Genomic DNA, 15,142 nt, shown 5'->3' on the forward strand with positions numbered 1-15,142 from the left:
CGGCGCGTGGAATCCTCGTGTTTTGCAGTTGCTCTTCCGTATTGAAGACAATAGCGACAGCGCGGCCCGGCATTTGACCGGCCCACCGACTGTTGCGCCCCCCCGCTGGGGCCTCTTTTCCCATGACCGAACCACAATCCCTCCCCTTCTTCTCCCGCCTGTCGATCGCCGTCGGCAGCTTCTTCGCGCTGCTGGGCGACGGCCGCCTGGCCGCGCGCGTGCAAACGCTGCGCAACGGTGCGCCGCTGGCCAGCGAGGTGCCCCCGCCCGCACCTGTGCAGACGCCGCCACCGCCGGCGCCCGCGCCCGTGCGCGCGACCGCCAACGTCGACGCTGCCCTGCAACTGCTGGCGCTGCTGCAACGCGAGTCGCGCTTCGTCGACTTCCTGCAGGAAGACATCGCGGCCTACACCGATGCCGATGTGGGCGGCGCCGCGCGTCTGCTGCATGGCGGCGCGCGCAAGGTGCTCAAGGACACCTTCGACCTCGAGGCCATTCGTGGCGAAGCCGAAGGCAGCCGACTGACGCTGCCGGCGGGCTTCGACGCCGCCGCCGTGCGCGTGACCGGCAACGTGGTCGGCCAGCCGCCGTTCACGGGCACGCTGCAGCACAAGGGCTGGCGCGCCACGGCCGTGCGACTGCCGGCGCTGACCGAAGGACATGACGCGCGCGTGATCGCACCCGCGGAGGTCGAGCTGTGAGCGCCGCCCGACCGCCAGCCGGTGCTCGCAACGCAGCGCGTCGCGCGAGGGTTGTCGCATGAGCCGCTACGCCATCGGCATCGACCTGGGCACCACGCACAGCGCGCTGTCGTGGGTCGACCTGCAGACCGAGGGCGCAGCGCCCGAGATTCTTCCCGTCGCCCAGCAGAGCGGGCCCGGCGCCGTGCAGGACTTCGCCCTGCTGCCATCCTTCCTCTACCTGCCGCATGCCAGCGAGTTCGCTGCCGGCGACCTGGCCCTGCCCTGGAACGCCGCGCCCGACCGCATCACCGGTGAATGGGCGCGCAGCCACGGCGCGCTGACGCCGATCCGCCTGGTCTCCAGCGCCAAGAGCTGGCTCGGCCATGCCGGCGTGGACCGGCGTGCCGGCATCCTGCCGGCCGATGCACCGGCCGAGGTCGAACGCATCTCGCCGCTGGCCGCCAGCACGCACTACCTCCAACACCTGCGCGACGCCTGGAATCACCGCCATCCCGAGGCGCCGTTCGACCAGCAGGCCATCACGGTCACCATTCCCGCGTCGTTCGACCCGGCCGCGCGAGAACTCACCGCCGAGGCCGCCCAGGCCGCCGGCTACCGGGACATCACGCTGCTGGAGGAACCCCAGGCCGCGCTCTACAGCTGGATTGCGGGCAGCGCCGGCGACTGGCGCAAGCAGGTGCAGGTCGGCGATGTGATCCTGGTCATCGACGTGGGCGGCGGCACCAGCGACTTCTCGCTGATGGCCGTGACCGAGGACGCCGGCAACCTGCAGCTCAACCGTGTGGCGGTGGGCGAGCACATCCTGCTGGGCGGCGACAACATGGACCTGGCGCTGGCCCACGGCGTGGCACGCGGACTGGCCGCCGAAGGCAAGCAGCTGGATCCCTGGCAGATGCGCGCGCTGACCTACGCCTGCCGCCTCGCCAAGGAGCAGCTGCTCGGCGACGCCGATCTGCAGAGCGTGCCGCTGGTCGTTCCCAGCCGGGGCTCCAAGCTCATAGGCGGCTCGATCAGGACGGAGTTGAAGCGCGAACTGCTGACCGCCCTTCTGCTCGACGGCTTCTTCCCGGCCGTGGAAAGCAGCGCCCGGCCCGTCAGCCGCCCGCGCGCCGGCCTGACCCAGATCGGCCTGCCCTATGCGCAGGACGCCGCCGTCACGCGTCACCTGGCCGCGCTGCTGGGTCGACAGCTCGGCGCCACGGCGCAACTCGCGGGCTTCACGCCGCGCGATGGCGCGAGCTTCCTGCATCCCACGGCGGTGCTGTTCAACGGCGGCGTGTTCAAGTCGGAACTGCTGGTCGAACGTGTGCTGTCCACGTTGAACGCCTGGTTGGCCGCCGACGGCGCGCCCGCCGCACGGCTGCTGCAGGGCGCCGACATGGACCATGCCGTGGCGCGCGGCGCGGCCTACTACGGCCAGGTGCGCCAGGGCCAGGGCATCCGCATCCGCGGTGGCACGGCCCAGGCCTACTACGTGGGCATCGAGTCGAGCATGCCGGCCGTGCCGGGACTGGAGCCCCCCGTGCAGGCGCTGTGCGTCGCGCCCTTCGGCATGGAGGAAGGCTCCGAGGCGCCGCTGCCGCCGCAGCAGCTGGGCCTGGTGGTCGGCGAATCGGTGCGCTTCCGCTTCTTCGGTTCGTCGGTGCGGCGCGAAGACCGGCCCGGCACGCTGCTGGACTTCTGGTCGCCCGAGGAACTGCAAGAACTCGCCCAGATCGAGGCCACGCTGCCGGCTGAAGGCCGCGCGGCGGGCGAGGTCGTGCCCGTGCAGCTGCGCGCGCGCGTCACCGACATCGGCACGCTGGAGTTGCTGGCCGAAGCGGCCGGCGGCGTGCACTGGAAGGTGGAATTCGACGTCCGCGACGCGTGATGGCCGCCGCCTTCCGCATCGGCATCGACCTGGGCACGACCCATAGCGTGCTGGCGTTCGCGCCGGTCGGCGAGGAGGACATCCAGGTCTTCGCGGTCCCGCAGAGCATCGCGACCGGCGAGGTCGCACCGCGGCCCCTGCTGCCTTCCTTGCGTTTCCATGCGGCCGAGGGCGCGCTGGCCGCGGCCGACCTTCCCTTGCCCTGGCCCTCGGACGAGCCGGCCATTCTGGGCGCCTTCGCGCGCGAACTGGGCCAGCAGACGCCAGGCCGGCTGGTGGCCAGCGCCAAGAGCTGGCTGTCCCATCCCTCGGTCGACCGCACCGCCGCCATCCTGCCCTGGGGCGCGCCGGACGAGGTGGCCAAGGTCTCGCCGCTGGAGGCCAGCGCCAGCTACCTGCGACACCTGCGCCTGGCCTGGGACCAGGCACACCCCGAAGCGCCGCTCGCGCAGCAACCCACCGTGCTCACGGTCCCGGCCTCGTTCGACGACGGCGCGCGCGCGCTGACCTTGCAGGCCGCCGCGCTGGCCGGCCTGGGCACCATCCATCTGATCGAGGAGCCGCAGGCCGCGTTCTACGACTGGGTGTTCGCCCACCGTGCCGATCTGGCCCGGCAACTGGCCGGCACGCGACGCCTGCTGGTGGTCGACGTGGGCGGCGGCACCACCGACCTCACGCTGATCGAGGTCACGCTGGACGCGGCGGGCCGGCCGCAGCTCGCGCGCACGGGCGTGGGCGACCATCTGGTGCTGGGCGGTGACAACATGGACCTCGCGCTCGCGCGCTGGATCGAGCCACGGCTGTCGGGCGGCACGCCAGGACAACGCCTCAGCGCCGTCCAGCTGGCCCAACTCACCCAGCGCTGCCGCAGCGCCAAGGAGCGCCTGCTGGCCCCGAACGGACCGGCGCAAACCACGGTCACGCTGCAGGGCAGCGGCAGCCGGCTCATCGGCGGTGCGCGCTCGGCCACGCTCACGCGGGCCGATGTGGACCAGCTGCTGGTCGAAGGCTTCTTCCCGCAGGTCGCTGCGGATGCCCAGCCCCTGCGCGCCCGTGGCGCTTTGGTCGAGTTCGGCCTGCCTTATGCCAGCGATGCCGCCATCACGCGCCACATCGCAGCCTTCCTGCAGCGTCAAGGTGGCGACCTGCCCGACACGCTGCTGCTCAACGGCGGCGTGTTCCATGCGCAGGTGCTGCGCGAGCGCCTGCTGGCCACGCTGCGCAGCTGGCAGCCGCCGAGCGCGCCGCCGATCCGCCTGCTGGATGCGCCTCGGCTCGACGCCGCCGTTGCGCGCGGTGCGGTCGCCTACGCCATGGCCCGCGCCGGCAGCGCGCCGCGCATCCGTGGCGGCGCCGCGCGGGCCTACTATCTCGCGCTCGAGGACGGCCAGGGCGTCTGCGTGCTGCCGCACGGCACGCCCGAAGGCGAGCCGGTGCGGCTCGAAGCCCGGCGCTTCAACCTGCGCCTGGGCCGGCCGGTGCGATTCAACCTCGCCACAAGTGCCGTCGACCTGCAACACCGCGCCGGCGACCTGGTGGTGTTGCAGGACGCGCTGCAGCGCCTGCCGCCCATCGCCACCGTGCTGCAGCCCCAGGCTGGCGCGGCCGGCGAGGTGCAGGTGCTGCTCGATGCCCAGATCACCGAGGTCGGCACGCTGGAGATGCACTGCGTCGCGGCCCAGCCGGAGGCCGGCCGGCCGCGCCAGCGCTGGAAGCTCGAATTCCAGCTGCGCGGCGACGCGGCCACGCCGGAGGCAGCGACACCCGCCGCCGCGCATCCGCGCCTGCCCGAGGCGCTCGCCGCCATCGCCCGCGTCTATGGCGACAAGAAGCTGGCCGTGGACGCCAAGGAGGTCCGCCAGTTGCGCGCCACGCTGGAGCGCCTGCTCGGCGAGCGCACCACCTGGCCGGCCGCGCTGCTGCGCACGTTGTTCGGCGCGCTGCTGCAGGGCAGCCGGCGCCGCCGTCGCTCCTTGCAGCACGAGCGCACCTGGTTCAACCTGGTCGGCTTCACGCTGCGGCCGGGCTTCGGCGATCCGCTCGACGGCTGGCGAATGGAACAGATGTGGGACCTGTTCGGCCCCGGCATCGCCCACAGCGACGACAACCAGCAGTGGTCCGAATGGTGGACGCTGTGGCGCCGCATCGCGGGTGGCCTGGATGCCGAGCAGCAGCAGAGGGTCTACGAGGTCATCGCCTACTACCTGCAGCCACCCGGCGGCACCGACATCGCCGCACCCGAAGGCCCCTCCATGCAGGCGCTCGACGAACTGCTGCGCATGGCGGCCTCGTTCGAACGCATCCAGCCGGCCGACAAGATGCAGTTCGGCCGCTGGCTGCTGCATCGGCTGCAGCAAGGCGCCGCGGCCGAACTCTGGTGGGCGCTGGGCCGGCTGGGTGCGCGCCAACCGCTGTACGCCAGCCTGCACCACGTGCTGCCGCCCGCCGTCGCGCAGGACTGGCTCGCGCAGATCGCCGACATCACGCCGGACTGGGCCCGCGACGAAAGCGCGGCCTTCGCCGTGGCCCAGATCGCGCGGGCCACGGGCGACCGCGCGCGCGACCTGCCGGAGGCATTGCGTCTGCAGATCGCAGCGCAGCTGCAAGCCGCCCATGCCGCACCGAGCTGGGCCGCGATGGTGCGCGACGTGACGGTGCTGGACGAAGCCGACCAACGCCGCGTGTTCGGCGAGGCACTGCCGCCCGGCCTGGTGCTGGTACGCGGGTAGTCGGAACAGCCGGGGCCGCGCACCAGCGTCGGCCGCCGCCTGGCGCTCTTGTTCGCCCCATCGGCACAGGTCCGTCCTCTTGCGGAAGGACCCTTCAGCTGCGCGACCCCCCTGCGCTCAGCGACGCGGAATCAGCGGCATCACGAGGTGGCTGGCATGGGCGCCGCCCGTGTGGATCGTGGTGACGCCGCCGAACGCCTCCGGCGGCCGGTCGACCGGATGGTCGTGGCGCATGCGGCCCGGCGGCGTGACGATGAAGTCGTGCCCCTGCACGGTCAGCGACAGGCGCCAGCCCTTGGGAAAGACCATCGAGGTCGGCCAGATCTCGACCTCGAGGGCGTAGACCGCGCCGGGTTCGAGCGCCTGCACCTCGTCGTGCGTGTGCCAGGGACGCCAGCCGGTGGCGCGCGACGGATCGGTCTTGCGATGCGAGGCGCGCAGCCAGCCCTGCGCCATCGGCACGCGTTCGTGCGCGCCGACGAAGTTCACTTCGTTCCCCTCGGGGTCGAGCACGCGCAGCACCGCGAAGATGTCCGCATCGCGCGTGCTCGAGCCGATCCAGAGCCGCAGCGTGACCGGCCCGGTGAATTCGGTCTCCTGCTCGAAGGGCGCGGTGGTGAAGCTCAGGCTCTCCTGCAGGGCCCCGAACCCGCGCTGCGCGGGCGCGACCGGCACGGCGCTGTCGAGGCCGGCCTGCGCGGCGTCGAGGTACAGCGGCGTCCACTGCGTGCGCGCCAGGGGCCACTCGTTCTCCTGGCGCAGCGTGGCCGTGCCGTCGACCTGGCGGATGGCCAGCTGCACCGGCGCTTCGCGCTCCCAGCCGTTGTCCTCGCCGCGCAGGAAGTGGTTGAAGAAGCGTTTCTGGATCGCCACGTAGCGCGGCAGGTAGAAGCTCTCGTAGTGGGTGCCGATGTGCGCGAACAGCCATTTGCGCGCCGAGCCCGCGCGCAGGAAGCCTTCGAAGTTGCCGCGCAGGTGCATGCCCGCGCCGCCCCAGTTGGCGGCCGACAGCAGCGGCACCTCGATCGCCGCCAGGTTCGCGGCGCGGGCGCGGTTCCAGGCGTCGTCGAGCGCATGCGTCAGGCGGTCGTTCGGGTGGTCGGCCCGGCTGCCTTCCAGCATGGCGGCCGAGAAGGCGGGGCCCGTGGTGCGCTCGCCGGTCAGGCGGTCGCGGTGCGTGCTCTCGCCGCTGCCGTACTGGTTCGACAGCACCTGGCGCGGCCACCATTCGAAGGTGAAGCTGTTGCTCAGGATGCCGCCGTGGTGGCCGCCGTCGCGGTAGAACTCGCTCGAGCCTTCCCACGGCACGATGGCCGCGAGGTGCGGCGGGCGCAGCGCCGCGACCTGCCATTGCTTGATGGCCAGGTACGAGACGCCGATCAGGCCGACCTTCCCGTTGCTCCAGGGCTGGGTACCGGCCCACTCGATCCATTCGTAAAAATCGCGCGTCTCCACCGGCGAGAAGGGATCGAGGTAGCCCTCGGAGCGGCCGGTGCCGCGCGCGTCGACCTGGATGACGACGAAGCCATCGGGCACCCAGCGCTCGGGGTCGACCACTTCCCAGCGCAGGTAGCGGCCGGTGGAGCCTTCGCTGTCCAGCCCGGGGTAGATGCGCTTGAGCACCTGCCACTGCGGATGGAAGGCGTCCTCGAAGTGCACGTCCTTGCCGTAGGCGCCCATGGCCATGACGACCGGGTAGCGGCCCGGCGCCTCGGGCCGGAAGACGTTGGCGCGCAGCAGCGTGCCGTCGGCCATGGCGAGCGCGACGTCGCGCTCGAACACCAGGCCCTGTTCCACCGTCGTGCGGGTGTCGATCGTGCTCATGCCGGAATGCCTCGTGTGGGTTTCATTGCTTGGGGATGTTCGCCAGCTTGACGATGCGTGCGTACTTCTCCATCTCCTGGCGGAAGAAGCGGCCGAACTCGTCCGGCGTGGAACTGGCCGGCGGGCTGTCCCAGGCCACCATCTTGACCCTCACCTCCGGCACCTGCATGGCGCGGTTGAACTCGGTCGAGAGTTTCTGCACCACGGACAGCGGGGTCTTGGCCGGCGCGAACACGCCCACCCAGCCGCCGTTGTAGTCCATGCCCGGCACGCCGCTCTCGGCCATGGTCGGGACCTCCGGAAAGGCCGCGATGCGCCTGGCGCTGGTGACGGCCAGCGGCCGCACCTGGCCGCCCTTGATCGCGAGCACCGCGGCCGTGGTGCTCAGGAAGCAGGCCGTGACCTCCCTGGCCATGACCGCATTGAGCGCCGGCGCCGCGCCCTTGTAGGGCACATGCAGCATGCGCGTGCCGGCCAGGGCATTGAGCAGCTCGCCGGCCAGGTGCAGCGTGTTGCCGGTGCCCGGCGATCCGAAGGACACGTCGCCATCGGGCTTGCGCGCAAGCTCCAGGAAAGCCGCGAAGGTCTTGACCGGCGACTCCGGATGCACGACCAGCGTGAGCGCCGGCGCGATCGTGAACAGGCCGACGGGCGCGAAGTCCGCCACCGTGTCGTAGGGCAGCGTCTTGTAGATGCTGGGGTTGATCGCCTGCGAGCCGGTGGTCACCAGCAGCGTGTAGCCGTCGGGCGCGGCGCGGGCCACGGCTTCCGCGGCCACGATGCCGTTGGCACCGAGCCGGTTGTCCACCACCAGGCCCTGGCCCATCTGCTTGCCGGCCTGCATGCCGATCACCCGCGCCAGCAGGTCCGGGCTGCCGCCGGCGGAGAAGGGCACCAGCAGCTTGACGGGTCGGCTGGGGAAGTCGGCCGGCTGGCCGATGGCGGGCAACAGATGCGTGGCGCCCAGCGCGCCGGCGGTTGCCATGAGGTTCCTGCGTGTGATCATGTCCGTGACTCCTTGGCCTGGAAAACGGGTTCGGAAAATCCGCTCAGTTGGGCCGCGCGCCGGTCTCTTTCACCACCTGCGCCCATTTCTCGAGCTCCTTCTGCAGGTAGGCCTTCGACTGCTCGACGCTGCCGCCCAGGGGGTCGAAGCCCGCCGCCGAGAGCTTGGCGAGGAAGTCCGGGTCCTGCTGCAGGCGCGCGACCTCCGCGTTGACGCGTTCGAGCACGGCGCGCGGCGTGTGGGACGGCGCGAAGATGCCGACCCAGGTCACGTCCTCGAAGCCCGGGAAGCCCGACTCCGCCACAGTCGGCACCGCGGGCAGGGCCGAAGAGCGCTTGCTCCCGGTCACGACCAGGCCGCGCACGCGCCCGGACTTCACCAGTTCCACCGCCGCTGGCAGCGCCACGCTGGCCATCTGCGTCTGCGAGCCCATGACCGCGTTGAGCGCCGGGCCCGCGCCCTGGAAGGGCACGTGCGTCACCGGCACCTTGCCCAGCACCTTGAACAGGTACTCGGCCGTCAGGTGCGGCGTCGTGCCGGCGCCGGCCGTGGCGTAGTTGTAGGCGCCGCCCTGCGCATCGGCCATGACGCCCTTGAGCGTGCCGGCCTTCACCGAGGGCGCGATCACGATCAGGTTGGGGCTCGAGGCGACCAGCGCCGCCAGCGTCAGGTCCTTGGTGGCATCGAAGCCCAGGTTGCGCTGCATCGAAGGATTGACCGCGTAGGAACTGGTGTTCACCAGCAGCGTGTAGCCGTCGGGCTCGGCGCGGGCCACGACCGCCGACGCCACGCTGCCGCCGGCGCCCGCGCGGTTCTCCACGATCACGCTCTGGCCCAGCGCGCCGGTGAGCCGCTGGGCCACCAGCCGGCCGATGATGTCCGCCGGCCCGGCGGGCGCGAAGGCCACGACGAAGCGCACCGGACGCGCCGGCCATGCGGCCTGCGCCAGGCTGATCGACGGTGCGGCCGCGAGGGCCGCCGCCGCCATCGCGCATGAAAGGAATCGGCGTCGCATGTTCGTCTTGTCTCCAGGTTGTGGATCACGGCGGGCCGCTCTGCGGCGGCCCTGCCGGGGCTTCTGTCAGATCGAGGCGAGCACGTGGCGCGCCATCTCCTCGCGCGTGCAGATCCAGACGTCGCCGGCCTGCTTCACCCGCGCCATGATCTCGTCGTAGACCCAGGCGCCCGAGGGCCGCCCCATCACGTGGGTATGCGCGGTCACGTCCAGCATCAGCGGCGCGGCCTCGGCGCGCAGCGCGGCGAGGGTGTCGTCGAAGGTGTCGAGCATGTGCCGCGGCCCCTGGCCGTAGCGGATGCAGGTGGGCAGGTCGTTCACGTCCATCGTGAGCGGGATGCCGACGATGCGGCGGCCGCCGAAGTCCATCACGTAGGGGCGGTCGTCGTCGTTGACGTCGCCGTGGTGCAGGTAGCCGGCCTCGGCCAGCAGCCGCGAGCTGATCGGGCTGCCGGTGCCGCGCGGGCTGATCCAGCCCTTGGGCGCGACGCCCGCGGTGGCCGTCAGCAGATCGTGGTTGCGCGCGATGTTGGCCTGCTCCGCGGCCTCGTCGAAGTAGACCGGGATCACGTCCATGCCCCAGGAGTGGTTGACGATCTCGTGGCCCAGCGCCGCGATCCGCCGCACGGTCTCGGGGTCGCGTTCGCAGATCACGCCGTTGACCATCACGCTGGTGCGGATGCCGTGCTTCTCGGCGATGCCCAGCAGCCGGTGGATGCCGCGCACCAGGCCGAAGGAAGCCCAGGAATGGGCGTTGGTGTCGAAGAAGCCCGGCTTGAGCACGTTGCCCATGGGGCCGATGCCCGGCGCCTGGCCGTCGGACCAGGCTTCGTAGGCGATGTTGAAGACGACGGCCAGCCGGTGGCCGCCGGGCCAGCGGAAGTCGTCGGGCAGGCGCGTGATCACGGGTTGCATCTCAGGCCTCCTCCGCCACCACGGGGTTGGACAGCAGCCCGACACCCTCGATCTCGATCTCGATGCGGTCGCCCGGCTGCATCCACACGGGCGGCTTGCGCGCGTAGCCCACGCCCGAGGGCGTGCCCATCGCGATCACGTCGCCCGGCTCGAGCGTCAGCACCTCGGACAGCAGCACCAGCGCCTGCGCCACCGTGACGATCATGTGCGCCGTGTTGTCGCTCTGCATCACCTCGCCGTTCAGGCGCGACGCGATCTTCAATCCGCTCGCGCCCGGTGGCAGCGCGGACGCCGGCACCAGCCAGGGCCCGAAGGCGCCGGTGCCGTCGAAGTTCTTGCCGATGGTCCATTGGGCGGTGCGCCGCTGGTAGTCGCGCAGCGTGCCGTCGTTGAAGCAGGCATAGCCCGCGACCGCCTCCAGCGCGTTGGCCGCCGTGAGATGCCGGGCCCGGCGGCCGATGACCACACCCAGTTCCGCCTCGAAGTCCAGCTTGTCGGACTCGCGCGGGCGAACCAGGGGCGCGCCATGGGCGATCAGCGAGGTAGCGCCGCGCATGAAGAAGCTCGGGTACTCGGGCGCCGCGTTGCCGCCTTCGGCAGCGTGGGCCGCGTAGTTCAGGCCCAGGCAGATCACCTTGCCGGGGCGCGCCACGGGCGTTTCCCAGCGCACGGTGTCGGCGTCGAGCGGGCGGGCGCGCGCCAGCATCGCGGCCGTGAGGCCCTCGGCCGCCAGCGCCAGCCAGTCGGTGTCGTGCGGCCCGGCGGCCACCTGCTCGCCCAGGCCCAGCAACTCGCCTTGGTGCTGGACCGCCCATTGCGTCGGTGCGCCCGCTGGCGTGACGCGTGCATATCTGGTCATAATTTCGACAAACCTTTCGATGGACTGTTTTGGCGATATTAAAGTCTCACATATGAATTTGTCGACAAAATTGGAGGCAGGGATTACCCCGGTAGGCGAGCCGGGGTCGGCGGCCGCGCCGACCTTGGCGCGGGTGACCTACGAGCGGCTGAGAGCGGACGTGCTCGCTGGCCACTGGCGTCCTGGCCGAAAGCTGCTCATGCACGAGTTGCGCGACCGCTACCAGGTCGGCGCCAGCCCCCTGCGCGAGGCACTGAACCGCCTGGCGAGCGAGCAATGGGTGGTCCACAACGACCAGCGCGGCTTCATGGTGGCGCAGGCCACGCAGGCCGAACTGGAGGATCTGGTGAACACGCGCATCGGCATCGAGTCGCTGGCCATCGCCCAGGCCTGCGCGCGCCGCACGCCCGCCTGGGAGGAGCAGCTGGTCGTTGCCTTCCATCGCCTGTGGCGGACGCCGCGGTCGGTGACCCCCGATTCGTACGAGGAAAACCCCGAATGGGAACGGCAGCACCGCGACTTCCACCGCGCGCTGCTGGCCGGCTGCGACTCGGCGCTGTTGCTCAATTTCTGCGACCAGCTCTACGACCGCGCCTATCGCTTTCGGCAGCTCGCCGCACGCACGGCCTACAAGCGGCGCAACGAACTGGACGAGCACCAGGCCATCTTCCAGGCCCTCCTCGACGGTCGCGCCGACGAAGCCCAGGCCTTGCTGGCCGCGCACTACCGGCGCACCGCCAGCATCTTCGAGCAGGGACTTGCATGAAGCCTGGCCACGCTTCAACGCCCCCGCCGGCCCGGCGCCAGGGCCATGGACGTCCTGCGCCATACTGACCGCCCTCCTCCTTCCGCCCCACGCTTCAGCGACACACGATCCACATGCTCCGCACTCCCCAGGCCATCACGCTGGTCGGCTTCGGTGCCGTCGGCCGGGCCGTGTTCCAGCGAATGCAGGAGGGCAGCGGCCCTCGCATCACCCACGTCGTCGTGCGCGAAGACCGTGTCGAAGCCACACAGGCGTCGGTCGGCACCGCCGCGCAGGTCTGCCATCAGGTGCCGCAGGACACGCGGCTGCTGGTCGAATGCGCGGGCCACGGCGCGCTGGCCGCGCATGTGCTGCCTGCCCTGGCCGCCGGCATCGAATGCGCGGTGGTCTCCTCCGGCGCGCTGGCGGATTCGGGCCTGGCCGCCCGGCTGGCCGATGCGGCCCTGCGCGGCGGCACGCAACTGCATCTGCTGGCCGGTGCCGTCGGCGGCCTGGACGCCATCGCCGCCGCCCGCGGTGCCGGGCTGGACAAGGTGCTCTACACCGGCCGCAAACCGCCCGCGGCGTGGCGCGGCTCGCATGCGGAGCAGTTGCTGGACCTCGGCGCGCTGCGCGCCGCGACGGTGTTCCTCGACAGCAGCGCCCGCGAGGCCGCGCGCCTCTACCCCAAGAACGCCAACGTGGCGGCCATCGTGGCCCTTGCCGGGCTGGGCCTCGACGCCACGCGCGTGCAGTTGGTGGCCGACCCCGAGGCCGTCGCCAACACGCACGAGATCGAGGTCAGCGGCGCCTTCGGCGAGATGCGCATCGTGGTCAACGGCAAGCCACTGGCCGACAACCCGAAGACCTCGGCCCTGACGGTGTTGTCGGTGGTCCGTTTCCTCCAGAACCGCGTGGCGGCGATCACCGTCTGAGGGCGTGCCGCGACGCCGAGGCCTTCAGTAGGGCCGGCTCGCGGTCGGCTTCAGCAGGTGCCGGCGCAGGTTGGCATCGCTCGCGAAGCGCCCGGTGATGTCCAGGATGCGCGCCACCTCGGCCGGCGTGTTGTAGCCGCCGAAGGACAGCCGCACCGCCCCCGTGTCGAGCAGGTTGGACACCACCCCTTCCATGTAGAAGTACTTGCGCAGCGCGAAGGACTCGGGGTGGCGCAGGCAGACGATGGAACTGTTCTCGCCTTCGACGTCCGACGAGAACAGCTCATAGCCCTGGGCGCGCAGGCCGCTGTCGAGCTGTGCGCCCAGGCCCAGCACCCAGGGCGCGAGCCGATCGATGCGCGCCTGCTCGATCATCAGCAGCGCTGGCGCCAGGCCGTAGACCGCGGGGTAGTTGATGTTGCCGCCCTCGAGGAGGCGCGCATCGCCGCCCGTGCCCGCGTCCAGCGCCCAGTCGGCCACGTTGCGCCGGACCTTGTTGACGGCCGACGCACCGAGAAACGCGGGCTCCAGCTCCGCCAGCAGTTCCGGCGACAGATGCAGAAAACCCAGGCCCAGCGGCCCCAGCAGCGGCTTGTAGGCGCCGCAGGCCAGCGCGTCGACGCCCCAGGCCTGCACGTCGATCGGCAGCAGGCCCACCGCCTGGATGCCATCGACCACCAGCCGGATGCCGCGTTCGCGGCAACGCGCACCCAGGGCCTGGATGTCGGCCCGCACGCCGGTGCTGTACTGCACATAGGACACCGCGATCAGCCGGGTCCTGTCGTCCACCCGCGCCCACAGCGCGTCCAGGCTCACATGCCGGTCCTGCGTGGCGGCCACGCGGACCTCGACGCCGCGCCGGCGCAGGTGGAGCCAGGGCACCACGTTCACGGGATGCTCCTGGTCGTCGATGACCATGTTGTCGCCCTCGCGCCAGGGGAAGCCCTGGGCCACGATGTTCAGGCCCTCGGTGGTGTTCTTGGTGAAGGCCACGCGCCGTGCGCTGCCACCGATGAGCCGTGCGACCTGCACGCGCACGCCTTCGGCCGTGGCCAGCCATTCGGGCTTGTCGGCACGGGCATGCGTCACGCCGCTGAAGAAATCCTGCATCGCCTGGCTGACCCTCGGCGACAGCGGGCTGCTGTAGGCCTGGCAGGCATAGATTTTTTCTTGTGTGATGGGGAAGTTGTCCCTGAACGCCTGCTGCCAATCCATGTCGGTACTGCCTTGTTGTAGCCGACAGATTCTAGAAATTCGCTGGCACGCTCAGCGCATAAGCATGGTTGAAATCCTTCTGAGCGAATGGCGCGACGCTTTCTAGAATTTCGCCTCACATCGCCCGGCGCCCGCCTCCGGCACCTGCCACGTTCGTGCGCTCCGGGGCATCGCCTGGCCAGCGGCGTGGACACGCGCTCCAAGCCGCATGCGCGCGCCGTTCGCGCCTCACTCTTCCACCTGGACCTCTCTTTCATGCGCTTGAATTTCTCCACGCCCCTGCTTCGCGGCGCTGCCGTCTTCGCGCTCGCGGCGTGTACCGCGATGCTCGTCCATGCCGGCCCCACGGTCGACGCCATCAAGAAGCGCGGCCAGCTGGTCTGCGGCGTGAGCCAGGGCTCGGCTGGCCTCTCGCTGGCCGACAGCCAGGGCAAGTGGAGCGGCCTCGACGTCGACATCTGCAAGGCGCTGGCGGCCGCCGTGCTGGGCTCGCCCGACAAGGTGCGCTATGTGCCGCTCAGTTCGCAGCAGCGCTTCCCCGCGCTGGTCTCGGGCGAGATCGACGTGCTCAGCCGCAACACCACCCTGACCTCGGGCCGCGACGCCGGCCAGCCCTATGTCTCCACCGCCGTGGTCTTCTACGACGGCCAGGGCTTCCTGGTGCCGCGCAAGCTGGGCGTCAAGAGCGCGACCCAGCTCAATGGCGCGCAGGTCTGCGTCCAGCCCGGCACCAACAACGAACAGAACCTGGTGGACTGGTTCGCGGCCCACAAGCTGAAGTACCGGCCGGTGGTGATCGAGAACCTGGTCGAACTCGAGAAGGCCTTCTACGCCGGGCGCTGCGACGTCTACCTGTCGGACGCGTCGACGCTCGCGGCCAGCCGCGCGGCGCGCGCCGCCAAGGCCGACGACTACGTGATCCTGCCCGAGCGCGTCAACAAGTCGCCGCTCAGCCCCTGGGTCCGGCGCGAGGACGGCAACTGGGCCGACATCGTGCGCTGGACCGTGCACGCCGTGGTCGCCGCCGAAGAGCTGGGCCTGAGTTCGGCCAACGTCGACAGCTTCCTCGAGAGCAAGGACCCGCAGATCCGCCGCCTGCTCGGGACCGACCCCGGCATCGGCAAGAGCTTCCAGCTGGAAGAACGCTGGGCCTACCAGGTGATCAAGTCGGTGGGCAACTACGGCGAGATCTGGGACCGCAACGTCGGGCCCCACACGCCGCTCAAGCTCGAGCGAGGACAGAACGCGCAATGGAACAAGGGCGGCCTGCTCTACGCCCCGCCCTTCCAGTAAGCCGCCGGACGCGACGCCCGCGCCTTCCTCCC

General features: G+C 71.0%; 12 protein-coding genes. 6 read left to right on the forward strand and 6 right to left on the reverse strand.

Features of this window, described 5'->3' with window-relative positions; translation table 11 throughout:
* The first annotated feature begins 122 nt into the window (after positions 1 to 122).
* The 3 genes from QTI20_RS18210 to QTI20_RS18220 are packed head-to-tail and all read left to right on the forward strand — an operon-like array spanning position 123 to position 5,303.
* A complete protein-coding gene (locus QTI20_RS18210) occupies positions 123 to 701 on the forward strand; it encodes a DUF2760 domain-containing protein (protein WP_286552870.1) in 579 nt (192 codons plus the stop codon).
* A gap of 58 nt (positions 702 to 759) precedes the next feature.
* A complete protein-coding gene (locus tag QTI20_RS18215; RefSeq protein WP_286552871.1) occupies positions 760 to 2,574 on the forward strand; it encodes an Hsp70 family protein in 1,815 nt (604 codons plus the stop codon).
* Positions 2,574 to 5,303, forward strand: a complete 2,730-nt coding sequence (locus tag QTI20_RS18220) for an Hsp70 family protein (RefSeq protein ID WP_286552872.1) — start codon at positions 2,574 to 2,576, stop codon at positions 5,301 to 5,303. Before QTI20_RS18215 ends, QTI20_RS18220 begins: the two co-directional genes overlap by 1 nt.
* Before the next feature lie 117 nt (positions 5,304 to 5,420).
* Here QTI20_RS18220 and QTI20_RS18225 read toward each other — a convergent pair whose 3' ends face one another.
* From QTI20_RS18225 to QTI20_RS18245, 5 genes are all read right to left on the reverse strand, one after another.
* Entirely contained in the window at positions 5,421 to 7,127 is a 1,707-nt protein-coding gene (locus QTI20_RS18225; protein WP_286552873.1) for a CocE/NonD family hydrolase, read from the reverse strand.
* Positions 7,128 to 7,149: 22 nt separating this feature from the next.
* Positions 7,150 to 8,133 carry a Bug family tripartite tricarboxylate transporter substrate binding protein gene (locus QTI20_RS18230; protein ID WP_286552874.1) on the reverse strand — a complete coding sequence of 328 codons (984 nt, stop codon included), beginning with the start codon at positions 8,131 to 8,133 and terminating at the stop codon, positions 7,150 to 7,152.
* Between the two features lie 43 nt (positions 8,134 to 8,176).
* The gene (locus QTI20_RS18235; RefSeq protein WP_286552875.1) at positions 8,177 to 9,148 is read right to left on the reverse strand and encodes a tripartite tricarboxylate transporter substrate binding protein; all 972 of its coding nucleotides are present in this window, start codon (positions 9,146 to 9,148) and stop codon (positions 8,177 to 8,179) included.
* Positions 9,149 to 9,214: 66 nt separating this feature from the next.
* The gene (locus QTI20_RS18240; RefSeq protein WP_286552876.1) at positions 9,215 to 10,063 is read right to left on the reverse strand and encodes a polysaccharide deacetylase family protein; all 849 of its coding nucleotides are present in this window, start codon (positions 10,061 to 10,063) and stop codon (positions 9,215 to 9,217) included.
* Between the two features lies 1 nt (position 10,064).
* Positions 10,065 to 10,922, reverse strand: a complete 858-nt coding sequence (locus tag QTI20_RS18245) for a fumarylacetoacetate hydrolase family protein (RefSeq protein ID WP_286552878.1) — start codon at positions 10,920 to 10,922, stop codon at positions 10,065 to 10,067.
* Positions 10,923 to 10,974: 52 nt separating this feature from the next.
* Between QTI20_RS18245 and QTI20_RS18250 the strand changes: the two genes are divergently transcribed.
* Positions 10,975 to 11,688, forward strand: a complete 714-nt coding sequence (locus QTI20_RS18250; RefSeq protein ID WP_286552880.1) for a GntR family transcriptional regulator — start codon at positions 10,975 to 10,977, stop codon at positions 11,686 to 11,688.
* 113 nt (positions 11,689 to 11,801) lie between these two features.
* Positions 11,802 to 12,602, forward strand: a complete 801-nt coding sequence (locus QTI20_RS18255; protein ID WP_286552882.1) for an aspartate dehydrogenase — start codon at positions 11,802 to 11,804, stop codon at positions 12,600 to 12,602.
* 24 nt (positions 12,603 to 12,626) lie between these two features.
* Here the strand turns inward: QTI20_RS18255 and QTI20_RS18260 are convergent, their stop codons facing one another.
* Positions 12,627 to 13,817 carry an aminotransferase class V-fold PLP-dependent enzyme gene (locus QTI20_RS18260; RefSeq protein WP_286552883.1) on the reverse strand — a complete coding sequence of 397 codons (1,191 nt, stop codon included), beginning with the start codon at positions 13,815 to 13,817 and terminating at the stop codon, positions 12,627 to 12,629.
* Between the two features lie 255 nt (positions 13,818 to 14,072).
* On the opposite strand from QTI20_RS18260, the gene QTI20_RS18265 reads away from it, so the two are divergent.
* A complete protein-coding gene (locus QTI20_RS18265) occupies positions 14,073 to 15,110 on the forward strand; it encodes an amino acid ABC transporter substrate-binding protein (protein WP_503011413.1) in 1,038 nt (345 codons plus the stop codon).
* Positions 15,111 to 15,142: the final 32 nt, after the last annotated feature.

Source organism: Variovorax sp. J2P1-31 (assembly GCF_030317215.1).
GTDB lineage: Bacteria > Pseudomonadota > Gammaproteobacteria > Burkholderiales > Burkholderiaceae_C > Variovorax.

Excerpts from the sequence above, each read along its gene's own strand:
- QTI20_RS18260 (WP_286552883.1), bottom strand. The coding sequence starts at position 13,817 with ATGGATTGGCAGCAGGCGTTCAGGGACAACTTCCCCATCACACAAGAA.
- QTI20_RS18245 (WP_286552878.1), bottom strand. The coding sequence starts at position 10,922 with ATGACCAGATATGCACGCGTCACGCCAGCGGGCGCACCGACGCAATGG.
- QTI20_RS18210 (WP_286552870.1), top strand. The coding sequence starts at position 123 with ATGACCGAACCACAATCCCTCCCCTTCTTCTCCCGCCTGTCGATCGCC.
- QTI20_RS18220 (WP_286552872.1), top strand. The coding sequence starts at position 2,574 with ATGGCCGCCGCCTTCCGCATCGGCATCGACCTGGGCACGACCCATAGC.
- QTI20_RS18235 (WP_286552875.1), bottom strand. The coding sequence starts at position 9,148 with ATGCGACGCCGATTCCTTTCATGCGCGATGGCGGCGGCGGCCCTCGCG.
- QTI20_RS18255 (WP_286552882.1), top strand. The coding sequence starts at position 11,802 with ATGCTCCGCACTCCCCAGGCCATCACGCTGGTCGGCTTCGGTGCCGTC.
- QTI20_RS18230 (WP_286552874.1), bottom strand. The coding sequence starts at position 8,133 with ATGATCACACGCAGGAACCTCATGGCAACCGCCGGCGCGCTGGGCGCC.
- QTI20_RS18240 (WP_286552876.1), bottom strand. The coding sequence starts at position 10,063 with ATGCAACCCGTGATCACGCGCCTGCCCGACGACTTCCGCTGGCCCGGC.
- QTI20_RS18265 (WP_503011413.1), top strand. The coding sequence starts at position 14,073 with ATGCGCTTGAATTTCTCCACGCCCCTGCTTCGCGGCGCTGCCGTCTTC.
- QTI20_RS18215 (WP_286552871.1), top strand. The coding sequence starts at position 760 with ATGAGCCGCTACGCCATCGGCATCGACCTGGGCACCACGCACAGCGCG.
- QTI20_RS18250 (WP_286552880.1), top strand. The coding sequence starts at position 10,975 with ATGAATTTGTCGACAAAATTGGAGGCAGGGATTACCCCGGTAGGCGAG.
- QTI20_RS18225 (WP_286552873.1), bottom strand. The coding sequence starts at position 7,127 with ATGAGCACGATCGACACCCGCACGACGGTGGAACAGGGCCTGGTGTTC.